Below are 14410 nucleotides of genomic sequence, written 5' to 3'. Positions count from 1 at the left end.
TGTCCGATTAACCCATGTTTAAGGGGTTTGTCGTGCACGATATGTCTGGCCGTGCCGCATCTGATGACCCGCCAGATGTCGGTTCCGGCTGACCAGTGGACGAGCAGGGGAGTGGACGGAACCGCATGACGATGCAGCCTCCGACGCATGTGCAGACGCCGATGCCGATGCCGATGCCCGCCTTCGAGGAGTACGAGCCCGCGGGCGACTGCGCGTGCCGGGGGTGTGCCCAGCGCCGCCGCACCCTCGCCCGCGCGCGGGCCATACGGCTGCGTGACGGGGGACACCCCGCCGCGCGCGGGGCCCGCCGGGCGCTGGTCCTGGCCACCGCCGCCGGGGTGGTCCTGGGCGGGGGCGGCGGAGCCGCGGTGGCGGTGGCCGCCCCGGCCGCCGGGCCGGTGGCGCCGGACGACCCGGGCCCTAGCACCCCGCAGGGCGGCCGCACCCCGCTGCACGGGCCGAAGGGCGGTCCGGTCGGCAAGCCGGGCGCGCCCTCCGGGGTGAAGCGGATCGACCGGACGACGATCATCAACCGGGCGAAGGTGTGGCTGGACGCGAAGGTCCCGTACAGCATGTCCGAGTACTGGACGGACGGGTACCGGCAGGACTGCTCGGGCTACGTCTCGATGGTGTGGAACCTCGGCTCGAACGAGTGGACCGGCAGCCTCGACAAGTTCGCCACGAAGATCACCAAGGCGGATCTGCTGCCGGGGGACATGCTCCTCTTCCACAACCCGGCGGACCCCAACAACGGTTCGCACGTGGTCCTCTTCGGCGGCTGGGCCGACGAGACGCAGACGCACTACATCGCTTACGAGCAGACCCGGCCCACGACGCGGAAGCTGGCCACTCCCTACGGCTACTGGAGCAACGGGTCGAAGTACGTCCCCTACCGGTTCAACGGGGTCACGGGCGGGATCGTGCCCGACGATCCGGCGCCGCCGGCGCCCGCGCCGGGGGCCCCGACGGTGTTCCCGGGCGCCGCGAAGTTCGGGCCGGGGCAGACCAACGACCACGTGGCCCAGCTGGGCCGGATGCTGATCGAGCGCGGCGCGTACCGCTTCTACCCCAAGGGGGTGGCCGACCGGGCGTGGAGCGAGCACGACCGGCTGGCCACCCAGGCCTTCCAGGCCGCCCAGGGGTGGACCGGCGCCGACGCGGACGGCATCCCGGGGGCGCACACCTGGCGGCTGCTGGTCGAGCGCCAGGGCAGGAACATCCCGCCGATGGTGGGGGCGGCGCCGGGGCCGGGCGGGGTACGGGCGTACCCCGGGGCCTCGGTGTTCCGCCCGGGCAACGCGCACGAGGCGATCGCCGTCCTCGGCCGCCAACTGATCAAGAAGGGCTTCGGCAAGCACTACACGTCCGGCCCCGGACCGCGCTGGAGCGAGGCGGACCGCCGCAGCGTCGAGGCCTTCCAGCGCGCGCAGGGCTGGCGCGGGGCCGCGGCCAACGGCTACCCGGGCCCGGAAACCTGGCGCCGGCTGTTCGCATGACGGAGGACACGATGTACCCCACGCACACCACCTCGGCCACGGGCACCTTCCGAGTGCCGGCGGTCTCCGCCCCTGCCCCTGCCGCCGCCGCGGCCTCCGCCCCGGAGCCGGTGCGGGGCGCGGCCCCGACCCGCGAGGCCGCCCCGTACCCGGCGGCCCCGTACCCGGCGGCCCCCCACCCGGCCACGCCCTCGCTCTCGGGCGAGACCTCGACGGGCTGGGCCACCGTCCCGGCGGTCCTCCTGGCGGCGCCCGAGGTGCCGGCCGCCCGCGCCCAGGCCGACGAACCCGAGCCGGTGCACACGGGCCTGGACATCCCGCACCCCCAGGCCGAGGCGACCCACGCCGGCACGGCCACCCTGCGCCTGCGCGCCACCGACACCGGGGCCGCCCCGCCGCCACCCCAGCCGACCCCGGAGCCCGCCGCCCGCAGGCCCGCCCCCGATCCCGAGCCGAGCCCCAGGCCCGCGGCCGTGCCGTCCCCGACCCCGCCACACCCGGAGCCCGCAACCGTCCGCGCCCCGAACCCGGCCGAGCCCCGCCGAGGGTACGCGCCTGCGTCCGTGGCGGACCCGAGGCCGGCCCGGGCGGCCGAGCCCCGCCGGGGGTTCGAGCCCGAGTCTGAGGTGGACCCGAGCCTGGCCCAGGCAGCCGAGTCCCGCCGGGAGTACGCGGCGGAGCCGAGCCCCGCCCAGCCGGCCGAGTCCCGCAGGGAGTACGCGCCCGCTCCCGTGGCGGACCCGGGGTCCGCCCGGGCGATCGCCGGGTCCAGAACGGGGTTCGCGCCGGCGGGTGTGGCCGCCGGGTCGGCCGCGCCTGCGGAGCCGACGGTCGCGGCTCAGCACGAACCGGCCCCCCGGTCCGCGCGAACGCCCGCGCCCACGACGTGGCCGAGCGCCCGCCCCGCGCACGCGTTCGCACCTGCGCCCGCGGAAACCGGGGCCAGGGTCGAGCCGGAGCCGGAGCCGACGCCGGTTGCCGCCCCCGTCCCCGCGCGGCACCAGGCCGCAGCCGGGTCGATGCCGGATCCCCGGCCCGCGCCCGCGGAGCCGAGGGCCGGGGTCGAGCGGGTCCCGAGCCCCGCCCCCGCGAAGTACCAGGCCCCGGCCGGGTCTCAGTCCAGCCCCGCGCCCGCGCAGCAGCACGCCGCAGCCGGGCCTGAGTCCAGCCCCGCCCCCGCGCAGTACCAGGCCCCGGCCGGGGCTCAGTCCAGCCCCGCGCCCGCGCAGCAGCACGCCGCAGCCGGGTCTGAGGCGGGTCCCCGGTCTGTGCCCGCGGCCGTGCCCGCCCCCGCCCCCGCGGAGCCGGAGGTCCCGGCCGGGTCCCGGCCGGGACCCCGGCCCGCCTCGGCGGCGGCCGGGGATCCGGAGGGGTCGGCCGACCGTGAGCTGCGGTCCCCGTCCGCCACCGGGTCCGGAGCCGTGCGGTCCGGGGTGCCCGGGCCCGGGGTGGCCGAGATCGTCGCGCAGGCCGTGGCGCGCGGGCTGGAAGAGGAGGACGGGGCCCAGGACGCCCCGGTCCCGCACGGCACCCCGCTCCGGGGCGCCGCCGTCACCGAGGTGCCCGTTCACCTGCCGTTCCTCGGTGAGCAGAAGAAGAGCCTGCCGACCCAGGCCCCGGCACCGGCCCGCACCCCCCGGCCGGCCGCAGCCGCCCGCCCCGCCCCCGGCCGACGGGTCCCGCGGGGCGACGAACGGCTCCGGGAGCACCGCGGCCCGGTGCTGCCCGGCTGGATCGGCGTCGGCATCGGCGGGCTCGCCCTGGCCGGCTGCGCGGCCGTGCTCTGGCGGGCCGGGGCCGTCCCCGACGCGGTCGTGGCCGCGTTCGGCGCCACCCCGCGCGCCTACCGGGGCCTGCACGCCACCCACTGGCCCCCGCTCGCCTTCCTCGGCATCGTCGCCCTCCTCGCACTCGGCGGCCTCGGCCGCTCCCGCGCCGGCCACGCCTGGGTGCTCACCCTCTTCGGCCGCTACCGGGGGACGGTCCGCCGTACCGGGCTCACCTGGATCAGCCCCCTCCTCCTGCGCCGCCGGGTCGACGTGCGCCTGCGGCACTGGCGCAGCGACCCCATGCCCGCCGTGGACTCCGGCGGCCTCGCCCTGCAGGTCGTCGTCCAGGTGGTCTGGCAGGTCAAGGACACGGCCAGGGCCGCCCTGGCCGTCGAGGACCACGTGGAGTACCTGGCCGAGCAGGTCGAGTCCGCCATGGCCCGCGTCCTGTCCCAGCTCCCCGCGGACGCCTTCCACGAGGACGCCCCGACCCTGCGCGACACCGAGGCCGTCGGCGACGCGCTGACCCGGATGCTGGCGGCCGAGACCGAGGCCGTCGGGATCGAGGTCTTCTCGGCCCAGCCGACCCGGATCGAGTACGCGCCCGAGGTCGCCGAGGCCATGCGCCGCCGCCGGGTCGCCGCGATCGACGCCAAGCACCGGGACGCCGTGCTGTCCTCGGTCGTGGACGCCGTCGACGACACCGTCCACCGGCTGACCTCGCGCGGGCTCGTCGAGCTCGACGACTACGAGCGCAAGGCGCTCGTGAAGGACCTCACGGTGGCCTTCTACACGGGGCGCAGCGAGTAGCACCCTCGGCGGTACGGGAACGGGTGGCCGGATTCGACCGGACCACCCGTTCTCCCTTTGGTATGGACACGGCCAACTGCCGTCAATAGTCTGGAACTTGGTCTAGACCTGAGATCGCATCCCCACGCGTGCGCACGCTCTCGCCGAACTCCCCCCACGTTCAAGGAGCATCATGCGTCACTTCCGCATGCCCGGACGGGCGGGCGCCGCCGCGCTCGGCCTCGGCCTCGTCGCCGGAATCACCCTGCTCGGCGCCCCCAGCGCCAGCAGCCACGGCTACACCGACACCCCCATCAGCCGCCAGAAGCTCTGCGCCAACAAGGCCGTCGCCGACTGCGGTGCCATCCAGTGGGAACCGCAGAGCGTCGAGGGCTTCAAGGGCTTCCCGGCCGCCGGCCCCGCCGACGGCAAGATATGTTCCGCCGGACTCCCGCAGTTCGCCGAGCTCGACAACCCGCGCGGCGGGGCCTGGCCCACCACCAAGGTGACCAGCGGGCAGAGCTACGCCTTCCGGTGGCAGTTCACCGCCAACCACTCCACCACCGACTTCAAGTACTACGTCACCAAGAACGGCTGGAACGGCACCAAGGCCCTCACCCGCGCGGACCTCGAGCCCCAGCCCTTCCTCACCGTCGCCTACAACGGCGCACGGCCCGCCATGACCACCGTCCACCAGGGCGCCATGCCGAGCGGCAAGTCCGGCCGGCACCTGATCCTGGCCGTCTGGACCGTCAACGACACCCCGATGGCCTTCTACGCCTGCTCCGACGTTCAGTTCTGACGCAACGTCAGCTAACCTCCGGCGGCATGCGGACGACGACTGCACCCGAGACCGTCGCGGAACTCGTGGCGCGCCAATGGGGCGACCACCGGCCCGGGCTGAAGTACGAGGACACCGGACACACCGTTCTCAGCCACCACCGGACCGCCCAGGAGGCCGCCGCGCGCGCCGCGCTCCTCGTCGACCTCATGCCCCCGGGGGCCGAGCCGCACCTCGGGGTGCTGCTGGACAACACCCCCGAGTTCCCGTTCTGGCTCGGCGCGGCGGCCCTCGCGGGGGCCGCCGTCGCCGGGATCAACCCCACCCGGCGCGGCCCCGAGCTGGCCCGCGACATCCTGCACACCGACTGCCGGATCCTGGTGACCGAAACGGCCCACCTGCCGCTGCTGCGCGGCCTCGACCTGCCGGGCGTGCGCCTCCTGGTCACGGACACCGAGGAGTACGGGGCCCTGCTCGCCCCCTACGCCGCCGCCAAGCCGGGCGAGGCGACGCTGGGGACCCCCGGCCCGGCCTCCCGGCTGCTCCTCTACTTCACCTCCGGTTCCACCGGCGCCCCCAAGGCCGCCATCTGCACCCAGGGCCGGCTCGCGGCGGCCGGATCCGCGCTGGCCCGCCGGTTCTCGGTGACCCCGCAGGACGTCCACTACGTCTGCATGCCGCTCTTCCACGGCAACGCGGTCATCGCCGACTGGCTCCCGGCGCTCGCGGGCGGGGCGTCGGTGGCGCTGCGCCGACGCTTTTCGGCCTCCGCGTTCCTGGACGACGTACGCGGTTACGGGGCGACGTACTTCACCTACGTCGGGCGGGCCGTCCAGTACCTGCTGGCCACCGAGCCGCGGCCCGACGACCGGGAGCACACCCTGCGGCTCGGTTTCGGGACCGAGGCCGGGGCGGTGGACGCGGCGCGCTTCGCCGAACGGTTCGGCGTCCCGCTGGTGGAGGGCTACGGGGCCACCGAGGGCGGCGCCTCCGTCCAGCACACGCCCGACACCCCGCCGGGTGCGCTGGGCCGGGCCGGGGAGGGGGACGACCTGGCGGTGCTCGATCCGGAGACGGGGGCCGAGTGCCCGGCGGCGGTGCTGGACGCGGACGGGCGGCTGCTGAACGGCTCGGCGGCGATCGGGGAGCTGGTCAACCGCGGCCGCAGCCTGTTCGAGGGGTACTGGCGCAACCCCGGCGCGGAGGCCGCCCGCACCCGGGACGGCTGGTACTGGACCGGCGACCTCTTCTTCCGCGACGCGGCGGGCTTCCTGTACTTCGCGGGCCGTACGGACGACCGGCTGCGGGTCGACAGCGAGAACCTGGCCGCGGCGGTGATCGAGAACATCCTGGCGCGGTGGTCCGACGCGGCGGCGGTCGCGGTCTACGCCGTGCCGGACGAGGTCGCGGGGGACCAGGTGATGGCGGCCGTCGCCCTGCGGGCGGGGGCGGGGTTCGACCCCGAGGCGTTCGCGGCGTTCCTGGCCGCGCAGCCGGACCTCGGCACGAAGATGGCGCCGCGCTACATCAGGATCGTGCCGGGGATGCCGGTCACCGCGACCAACAAGGTCCACCGGGTGGCCCTGCGCCGGGCCGGCTTCAGGTGCCCCGACCCGGTCTGGCACCGCCCCCGCACGGGGCCCTACCGCCCGCTGTCCGAGTCCGACCTCGCAGCGCTGCTGTCGGAGTACGAGGCCCAGGGCCGAGCGGACCTGCTGGACCGCTAGCCGCCGGTCATGGTTTTGAGCACCCCGGGGGACCAGGTAGTATTTTCTCTGTCAGCAGGCGCCGCTAGCTCAGTTGGTTAGAGCAGCTGACTCTTAATCAGCGGGTCCGGGGTTCGAGTCCCTGGCGGCGCACCTGTCCTTCGGGCGGTTTCCGGTTCACCGGGAACCGCCCGAAGTGTTTTCCGGCCCCGCTGGCGGGCGGGCCCGGCCGGGGCGTCCCCCGCTACAGGGTGAGCGACAGCAGCAGCGGCGCGGCCTTCCGGTTGAGGGTGTCCGCCGCGGCCCGCAGCCGGTGCGCGTGCTCGACCGGCATCGACAGGGCCAGGCAGCCCACCGAGGCCCCGGCCGTGATCGGGACGGCCGCGCAGACGGTGCCGACGGCGTACTCCTGGAGGTCCAGCACGGGCACGGTGGCCGGCTGGGCGTCCAGCTTGGAGAACAGGATCCGCTCGTTCACGATCGTCTTCGACGTGAGCCGCGCGATCTTGTGGCGGGACAGGTGGTCGCGCCGCCCGTTCAGGTCGAGCTGGGTCAGCAGGCACTTGCCGACCGCGCTGGCGTGCGCCGCGGAGCGGAAGTCGACCCACTCGTGGACCTTCGGCGTGCGCGGGCTGTCCGCGAACTGGGTGATCCTGACCTCGCCGTCCACGTACCGGCTGATGTAGACCGCCGCCCCCACGGAATCGCGCAGCCGGTCCAGGGTCTCCTGGAGCTTGTCCGTCAGGGCCTGCTGGCGGTCGACGCCGGAGCCGAGCAGGACCAGGGAATCCCCTATGGCGTAGGCGCCGTCGGACACCTGCAGGACATACCCCTCCCGGCGCAGCATGAGCAGCATCGGGGCGAGATGGACTGCGGGCAGGCCGGTCTCACGCGCGATCTGCACATCGGTCACACCGCCGGTGTGCCGTGCGATCGTTTCGAGTACGCGTAGTGCGTACTGCACCGAGTGGAACGGCGCGGTCGGCTCGGGCTTCAGCGCCACGGTTTCCCCCTAGCAGGTTGTTACCGCTTGCCCTACCACGATAGCCATCAAGAGGCCCATGTGGAGCGCCTGTTGGGGAGATTGATGGCTCAATCACGTCGCCCCGCCAGGATCTACTCCATTGGCATATGCCATGGTCAAGCTCACTGTCCCGGTGTGCCGGGAATGCCCGGGCGCCGCCCACGGTTCGAGTTCTTCGTACGGACGACGGAACGAGACGGGAGCGACGATGAGTGACACCGGGGACGCGTATCGACAGCAGGGCCGGGGCGCCGTCCAGGGCGCGGCCCGGGTCAGTGCGCCCGTACCGCTCTCGGTCCTGGACCTGGTCACCGTGGGTGCCGGCAGCACCGCCCGCGCCTCCCTGCGCACCAGCGTGGACATCGCCCGGCTCGCCGAGTCCCGCGGCTACCACCGCCACTGGGTCGCCGAGCACCACTCCATGCCCGGGGTCGCCAGCTCCTCCCCGGCCGTGATCCTGGCCCACCTCGCCGCGCACACCTCCCGCATCCGGCTCGGCTCGGGCGGGGTCATGCTGCCCAACCACGCCCCGCTCGCCGTCGCCGAGCAGTTCGGCACCCTGGAGGCGCTCGCGCCGGGCCGCATCGACCTCGGCCTCGGCAGGGCTCCCGGCACCGACGGGCGCACGGCGATGGCGCTGCGCGGGCCCGGCCGCCTCGACGAGGCCGCCGAGGAGTTCCCCCGGCAGCTCGCGGAGCTCACCCGCTTCCTCGACGACGACTTCCCCGACGGGCACCCGTACGCCCGCGTGCACGCCGTGCCGGGCCCGGTCCAGGGGCCCGCGGGGCGGCCGCCGCTGTGGCTGCTCGGCTCCTCCGGCTTCAGCGCCCGCCTCGCCGGCGAGCTGGGGCTGCCCTTCGCCTACGCCCACCACTTCTCGGCGGCCGGCACCCTGCCCGCGCTCGACCTCTACCGGCAGAGCTTCCGCCCCTCGGCCGTCCTCGACGCCCCCTACGCCCTCATCGGGGTCGGGGCGCTGGCCGCGGACAGCGCCGAGGAGGCCCGCGCCCAGGTGCTCACGGGGGCGCTGTCGATGCTGCGGCTGCGCAGCGGGCGCCCCGGTCTGGTCCCGACGCCAGAGGAGGCCGCGGCGTACCCGTTCTCACCGCTGGAGCGGGAGTTCGTGGACGGCTGGCTCGCGAACATCGTGCACGGCACCCCCGACGAGGTGCGCGCCGGACTCGACGGCCTGGCCAAGAGGACGGGCGCGGACGAGCTGATGCTGACCGCCAACGCCCACAGCGGCGAGGCCCGGCTGAGGTCCTACGGGCTCGTCGCAGATGCGTACGGGATGCCGGCGGAGGAGTCGGCGCGGGGGTGACCGCAGGAAAACGGGGTTCGGCTGGTTTGTTGCCGAAACCTTGCCGGAAGATGGCCTAAGCCACCCTTAAACCGCTCGTCACCCGGGGTGGCGAGCGGTTTCTGATGTGCCTTCAGGTCTCTGACGAGCGCATTTGGCTGCTCAGTGGTCTAGTCCTTCTTTGGTCCAAACCATTGACTGGGGCGCGGCGTGATCGCTATCACTTCTCTCACCTGAAGCTGATGCTCTCCCCTCCCACCCCCCGGAGGCAGTTCATGCACATCCGTAAACCCCTCATCGCGGCCGCCGCCACGGCCGCGCTGGCAGCCGGTGCGCTCGCCTCCTTCGCCGGGCTCGGTACCGCCCAGGCCGCGGGCTCGGCGGCCGGCGCCGCGGCCGGCGGCGTCCGCATCGCCTACTACGACCAGTGGAGCGTGTACGGGAACGCCTTCTACCCCAAGCACCTGGACACGCGGGGGATAGCCGGCAAGCTGGACGTGATCAACTACTCGTTCGGCAACATCCACCCCACCGACCTCACCTGTTTCGAGGCGAACAAAGCGGCGGGTGACGACAACAACCCCAACGCCGGTGACGGCGCGGGCGACTCCTACGCCGACTACCAGAAGTCCTTCGGCGCGGCGGACAGCGTGGACGGCGTCGCCGACACGTGGAACCAGCCGATCGTGGGCGTCTTCAACCAGTTCAAGGAACTGAAGGCCAAGTACCCCCACCTGAAGATCAACATCTCGCTGGGCGGCTGGACCTACTCCAAGTTCTTCCACGACGCGGCCAAGACCGACGCCTCCCGCAAGAAGCTCGTCGCCTCCTGCATCAAGCAGTACATCAAGGGCGACCTCCCGGTGGAGGGCGGCTACGGCGGCCCCGGCACCGCGGCCGGCATCTTCGACGGCATCGACATCGACTGGGAGTACCCCGGCTCCTCCGGCGGCCACCTGGGCAACCACTACGGCCCCGAGGACAAGCAGAACTTCACCCTGCTGCTGGCGGAGTTCCGCAAGCAGCTCGACGCCGAGGGCGCGGCCAACGGCGGCAGGAAGTACATGCTGACCGCGGCCCTCCCGGCCGGCCAGGACAAGATCAAGTACATCGAGACGGACAAGATCGGCGCGTACCTCGACTACGCGAACATCATGACGTACGACATGCACGGCGCCTGGGACGGCGACGGGCCGACCTACCACCAGTCCCCGCTCCAGCCCTCGGCGGCCGACCCGACCGACCCGATCGCGCCGGGCACCGAGAAGTACAGCATCGACAAGGCCATCGACTCCTGGATCGACGGCAACCCGGCCTACGGCATCGCGGGCGGCTTCCCCGCCAACAAGCTGACCCTGGGCTACGAGTTCTACTACCGCGGCTGGAAGGGCGTCCCGGCGGGCACCACCAACGGCCTCGCCCAGAGCGCCACCGGCGGCTCAGCCGCCCGGCCGCTCAGCCAGCAGGCGGGCATCGCGCACTACAAGGAGCTCGGCGGGATCGTCGACAACCCGGCGACCACCTTCTGGGACGACCAGTCCAAGTCCTCGTACTTCTACAAGGACGGCGAGTTCTTCACCGGCCTGAACCAGAAGTCCATCCAGGCCCGGGTCGACTACGGCAAGCAGCGCGGCCTGGCCGGCGCGATGATGTACTCGCTCCTCGGCCTGGACAGCAACACCACGCTGCTGAACCAGATCTCGGACGCCCTCGGCGGGACGACCGTGCCGCCGACCACCCCGCCCACGACGCCTCCCACCACCCCGCCGACCACGCCTCCGACGACCCCGCCGACCACGGGCTGCGGCACGACCCCGGCCTACGTCGCGGGCACCGTCTACACCGGCGGCAGCGAGGTCTCGCACAACGGCCGCAAGTACAAGGCCCAGTGGTGGACGCAGAACGAGACGCCGGGCACCACCGGTGAATGGGGTGTCTGGAAGGACCTCGGCGCCTGCTGATCTCCCCCCACCCCGCGCCGAGCGGCGGCCTGCCCCGCATCCCCCTCAGACGAGGGGGTGCGGGGCAGGTCCGTCGGACGGCGCGGACGCGGTGGCGGACGCCGTGGCGGCGGACGGGGCCTGGGCGGCGGCCGCGGAGGACGCCGCGGCGGCCTGGCGGCCGATCATGCGGGCGATCACGTCCGGCGCCACCGCACGGGAGTAGAGCCAGCCCTGCCCCGTGTCGCAGCCGACGCGCCGCAGCCGGGCCGCCTGCCCCGCCGTCTCCACGCACTCCGCGGTGACCGTCAGGCCCAGCCGGTGCGCGAGCTGGACCAGGGCCTCCACGATCGTCTCGTCGGCCGGGTTCGGGTGCGTCCCCTCCTCGTAGCGGAAGCCCCGTACGAAGGACCCGTCCAGCTTCAGCACCGACACCGGCAGCCGGCTGAGGTAGGCCAGGTTCGAGTACCCGGTGCCGAAGTCGTCGATCGCGATCCGCACGCCCATGTCGCTGAGCGCCTGCAGGGCTTGCAGCGGCCGGCCGGCCGAGCCCATCACGGCCGACTCGGTCAGTTCCAGCTGGAGCAGCTGCGGGGCGAGCCCCGTCTCGGCCAGGATCTCCGCGACATCGCCCACCAGGTCCGAGTCCCACACCTGCCGCACGGCCACGTTGACCGAGACGAAGACGGGTGCGTCGCTGGGCTGCTCGATCTGCCAGCGGCGCGCCTGCCGGCAGGCCGTGCGCAGCACCCACCGCCCCAACTGGACGATGGAGCCGTCCTCTTCGGCGATCCCGATGAACCGATTCGGCGTCAACGTGCCGAACTGCGGGTGCTTCCAGCGCACCAGCGCCTCGACCCCGCGCACCGCCCCGCTCTCCAGGTCCACCAGGGGCTGGTACTCCAGCTCGAACTCCCCCCGCTCCACGGCCGGCCGCAGCGTCGAGGACAGGGCCTGGCGCGTCATGCGGTGCGCGTTGCGCTCGGGGTCGAAGAGGGTCCAGCGGGCCTTGCCGTCCGCCTTCGCCCAGTACAGCGTCGTGTCGGCGGCCTGCATCAGCCCCGTCGCCGAGGTGCCGGCCGTCGCCCGCTCCACCACCCCGATCGACGCGGAGACCGACAGCCGCTGCCCGGACAGGTCGAACGGCTCCTGGACGGCGGCCAGTACGCTGCGCGCCAGGTCCGCGAGCTGTTCCGTGCCCGTGGAGTCCTCGACCAGCACGGCGAACTCGTCGCCGCCGAGCCGCGCGACCAGGTGCCCGCTGGTGCGCCCGTAGCCGGACTGGTCGGCGCACTGGGTCAGCCGGGCGGCGACGGCGGCCAGCAGCCGGTCGCCGACGCGGTGGCCGAGGGTGTCGTTGACCGCCTTGAACCCGTCGAGGTCCAGGTAGCACAGCCCGATCCGGCCGGTCCCGCCGCCGTGTTCGTACGAGGACGCCTCCAGTGCCGCGGAGAGCCGCTCGAAGAACAGCGCCCGGTTGGGCAGCCGGGTGACGGGGTCGTGCATCTGGAGGTGGCGCAGGCGCGCCTGGAGGTCGCGCCGGTCGCTGATGTCGGCGACGGACAGCAGGACGTCGCCGGTGCCCGGTACGGGCCCCAGGGTGACCTCGGTCCACAGCGAATGCCCGTCGGGGTGTTTGAGGCGTCGGGTGCAGCGCAGCCGGGCCTGCCGTCCGCGGAGCACCTCCTGGTAGGCGGCCCAGGTGCGGGCCTCCGCGGCCAGGTCCACCAGGTCGGCGGCCGGCCGGTGGACGAGTGCGTGCGGCTCGGCGCCCAGGAGGCCGGCGAAGGCCTCGTTGGCGGTGACGACGTACCCGTCGCGGTCGACGACGGCCATGGGGAGGTGGGCCGCGTTGAACGCGGCCCGGTAATCGCGCCGCTCGGACTCGGCGCGCGGCGGAACTGCCGTTGCCGACACTGTCGCGTGACGCTCCGTAATGGCCGATCGGATGCTGTCGGCCGCCGAACCGGTTCCTTCAGAGGTTCCGCTCACCGTTGGCTCCCGCAGTGCTCGTGAGTGTCCGTGCAGGAAAGTGTGCCGATCATAGAGGCTGCCGGGAGGCCCTATCCAGCGGCGTCGCCGTGCGGGGGGCGGGAGTTCGGCGTGATGACGCAGTGGCGGCCCCACTCCGGGCGATCGTTTCTGCGCGGCTGTGAGCATGCGGAGGCCCCTGCTGATCTCGTGTGATCGGTCGTGACGTTCTGTAGGCATCCGGGTGAAGGCCGAGGGTCACTGGCTTGCCGGATTGCTCACTCGTGTGGGGCAGGGCAACAGGGCATTGGTAAGACAAGCACCTCAAGGTGGACGAACAGGTACTAATCCACCACCGGAGGTCGATGTGACGCGACAGGTGACACCCGGGGGAGTGGACCGCCCCCGCCTCCGAAGTACGGGTGCGGCCCTCACCTCCCTGACGGCGCTCGCCGCCATGTCGCTCGTCGCGGGGCCCGCGGTGGCCGATTCCGGAGCCGGTCCCTGCGCGCTGACCCGCACGGCCGCGCACCATTCCCTGGGCCTGGACACCTGGAACGGCGCCTACCCGCGGCCCGAGCGCACCCTCGACGCGGTCATGGTCTTCCTCTCCTTCCCCGACCACCGGACCGCCCTGTCCCCCGAGGAGATCGCCGGCGACTACTTCCCCGCCACCAGCGACTTCTTCGAGCGGGCCTCCTACGGCCGGTTCCGCCTCGTCCCCCATCCGCAGAAGCAGTGGATCCGGATGCCCAAGCCGTCCACCGCGTACGGGATACAGCGCGACTGGGCCCCGGAGGACCGGGCGGCCTACCTGCGCGACGCGGTCACGACCGCCGACGCCCAGGTGGACTTCGGCAAGTACGACGTCGTCTACTTCGTGGCCGATCCGGACGCGCCCGGGGTGGACTCCGACGCCACGAAGGTCGTCAACTTCGACCGTCCGATCCGCGCCGACGGCACGGACCTGCGGCGGATCGTCACCGTCTTCGAACGGCACCCGCCGGACCGCAACGTGCTCGCCCACGAGACCGGCCACGTCTTCGACCTGCCCGACCTCTACCACCGCCCGACGGACGGCAAGGGCGACTGGGACACCCACGTCGGGGACTGGGACGTGATGGGCAGCCAGTTCGGCATGGCCCCGGACCTCTTCGCCTGGCACAAGTGGAAGCTCGGCTGGCTGGACCCCGGCCAGGTGGACTGCGTCCAGTCGGGCTCCTCGCTGCACACCCTCCAGCCGCTGGCCGAGGCCCCCGTGCGGGGCGGCACGGGAGGGACCCGGCTCGCCGTGATCCGTACCGGCCCCGGCAGTGCGATCGCCGTCGAGGCGCGCGGCTCCGCCGGCAACGACGGGGACACCTGCACCGAAGGGGTGCTGGTCTACCGGGTGCGCAACGAGGCGGCGTCGGGCGGCGGACCGATCGAGGTCCTGGACGCGCATCCGTCGACGGAGGCGTGCTGGGACCGCTCGGTCTACCCGCCGCTCGCGGACGCGCCGCTGGAGGTGGGCGAGACGTACACCGTGCCGGGGGAGCGGATCACCATCGAGGTGGCCGACCGGACCCAGTCGGGCGCGTACACGGTGAAGATCACCACCTAGCCGGTCGTTCCCGAACGAAGAAGGCCCCCAC

9 protein-coding genes and 1 tRNA gene are annotated in these 14410 nt (G+C 73.4%); 8 read left to right on the top strand and 2 right to left on the bottom strand.

The window, feature by feature from the left end; translation table 11 throughout:
• Positions 1–167: 167 nt before the first annotated feature.
• The 5 genes from AB0D66_RS06025 (at position 168) to AB0D66_RS06005 (ending at position 6694) form a co-directional block, all read left to right on the top strand.
• Positions 168–1496 (top strand): peptidoglycan-binding protein, encoded by a 1329-nt coding sequence (locus tag AB0D66_RS06025; RefSeq protein ID WP_362297643.1) that lies wholly within the window; start codon positions 168–170, stop codon positions 1494–1496.
• Positions 1493–4075, top strand: a complete 2583-nt coding sequence (locus AB0D66_RS06020) for an SPFH domain-containing protein (protein ID WP_362297281.1) — start codon at positions 1493–1495, stop codon at positions 4073–4075. The genes AB0D66_RS06025 and AB0D66_RS06020 overlap by 4 nt, the downstream gene beginning before the upstream one ends.
• 187 nt (positions 4076–4262) lie before the next feature.
• Positions 4263–4856 carry a lytic polysaccharide monooxygenase gene (locus tag AB0D66_RS06015; protein WP_362297640.1) on the top strand — a complete coding sequence of 198 codons (594 nt, stop codon included), beginning with the start codon at positions 4263–4265 and terminating at the stop codon, positions 4854–4856.
• A 26-nt stretch (positions 4857–4882) separates the two neighbouring features.
• Entirely contained in the window at positions 4883–6562 is a 1680-nt protein-coding gene (locus AB0D66_RS06010; protein WP_362297278.1) for an AMP-binding protein, read from the top strand.
• Between the two features lie 58 nt (positions 6563–6620).
• Positions 6621–6694 (top strand) — tRNA-Lys (locus AB0D66_RS06005).
• Between the two features lie 91 nt (positions 6695–6785).
• On the opposite strand, the gene AB0D66_RS06000 is transcribed toward AB0D66_RS06005, so the two are convergent.
• The gene (locus AB0D66_RS06000) at positions 6786–7544 is read right to left on the bottom strand and encodes an IclR family transcriptional regulator C-terminal domain-containing protein (RefSeq protein ID WP_266609609.1); all 759 of its coding nucleotides are present in this window, start codon (positions 7542–7544) and stop codon (positions 6786–6788) included.
• A gap of 229 nt (positions 7545–7773) precedes the next feature.
• On the opposite strand from AB0D66_RS06000, the gene AB0D66_RS05995 reads away from it, so the two are divergent.
• Both AB0D66_RS05995 and AB0D66_RS05990 read left to right on the top strand, forming a co-directional pair.
• A complete protein-coding gene (locus AB0D66_RS05995) occupies positions 7774–8886 on the top strand; it encodes an LLM class flavin-dependent oxidoreductase (protein ID WP_362297274.1) in 1113 nt (370 codons plus the stop codon).
• Between the two features lie 254 nt (positions 8887–9140).
• Positions 9141–10826, top strand: a complete 1686-nt coding sequence (locus tag AB0D66_RS05990; protein ID WP_362297271.1) for a glycosyl hydrolase family 18 protein — start codon at positions 9141–9143, stop codon at positions 10824–10826.
• Between the two features lie 45 nt (positions 10827–10871).
• Here AB0D66_RS05990 and AB0D66_RS05985 read toward each other — a convergent pair whose 3' ends face one another.
• Entirely contained in the window at positions 10872–12722 is a 1851-nt protein-coding gene (locus AB0D66_RS05985) for an EAL domain-containing protein (protein WP_362297268.1), read from the bottom strand.
• Positions 12723–13170: 448 nt separating this feature from the next.
• Between AB0D66_RS05985 and AB0D66_RS05980 the strand changes: the two genes are divergently transcribed.
• Positions 13171–14379 carry a M6 family metalloprotease domain-containing protein gene (locus AB0D66_RS05980; protein WP_362297265.1) on the top strand — a complete coding sequence of 403 codons (1209 nt, stop codon included), beginning with the start codon at positions 13171–13173 and terminating at the stop codon, positions 14377–14379.
• Positions 14380–14410 lie beyond the last annotated feature (31 nt).

The organism is Streptomyces sp. NPDC048270 (assembly GCF_040652335.1).
Classification (GTDB): Bacteria; Actinomycetota; Actinomycetes; order Streptomycetales; family Streptomycetaceae; genus Streptomyces.
This window is presented reverse-complemented; position numbering and strand designations above follow the sequence as displayed.

Bases quoted from the DNA above. Each gene is read 5' to 3' on its own strand.
- AB0D66_RS06025 (WP_362297643.1), top strand. From the start codon at position 168: ATGCCGATGCCCGCCTTCGAGGAGTACGAGCCCGCGGGCGACTGCGCG.
- AB0D66_RS06020 (WP_362297281.1), top strand. From the start codon at position 1,493: ATGACGGAGGACACGATGTACCCCACGCACACCACCTCGGCCACGGGC.
- AB0D66_RS06015 (WP_362297640.1), top strand. From the start codon at position 4,263: ATGCCCGGACGGGCGGGCGCCGCCGCGCTCGGCCTCGGCCTCGTCGCC.
- AB0D66_RS06010 (WP_362297278.1), top strand. From the start codon at position 4,883: ATGCGGACGACGACTGCACCCGAGACCGTCGCGGAACTCGTGGCGCGC.
- AB0D66_RS05995 (WP_362297274.1), top strand. From the start codon at position 7,774: ATGAGTGACACCGGGGACGCGTATCGACAGCAGGGCCGGGGCGCCGTC.
- AB0D66_RS05990 (WP_362297271.1), top strand. From the start codon at position 9,141: ATGCACATCCGTAAACCCCTCATCGCGGCCGCCGCCACGGCCGCGCTG.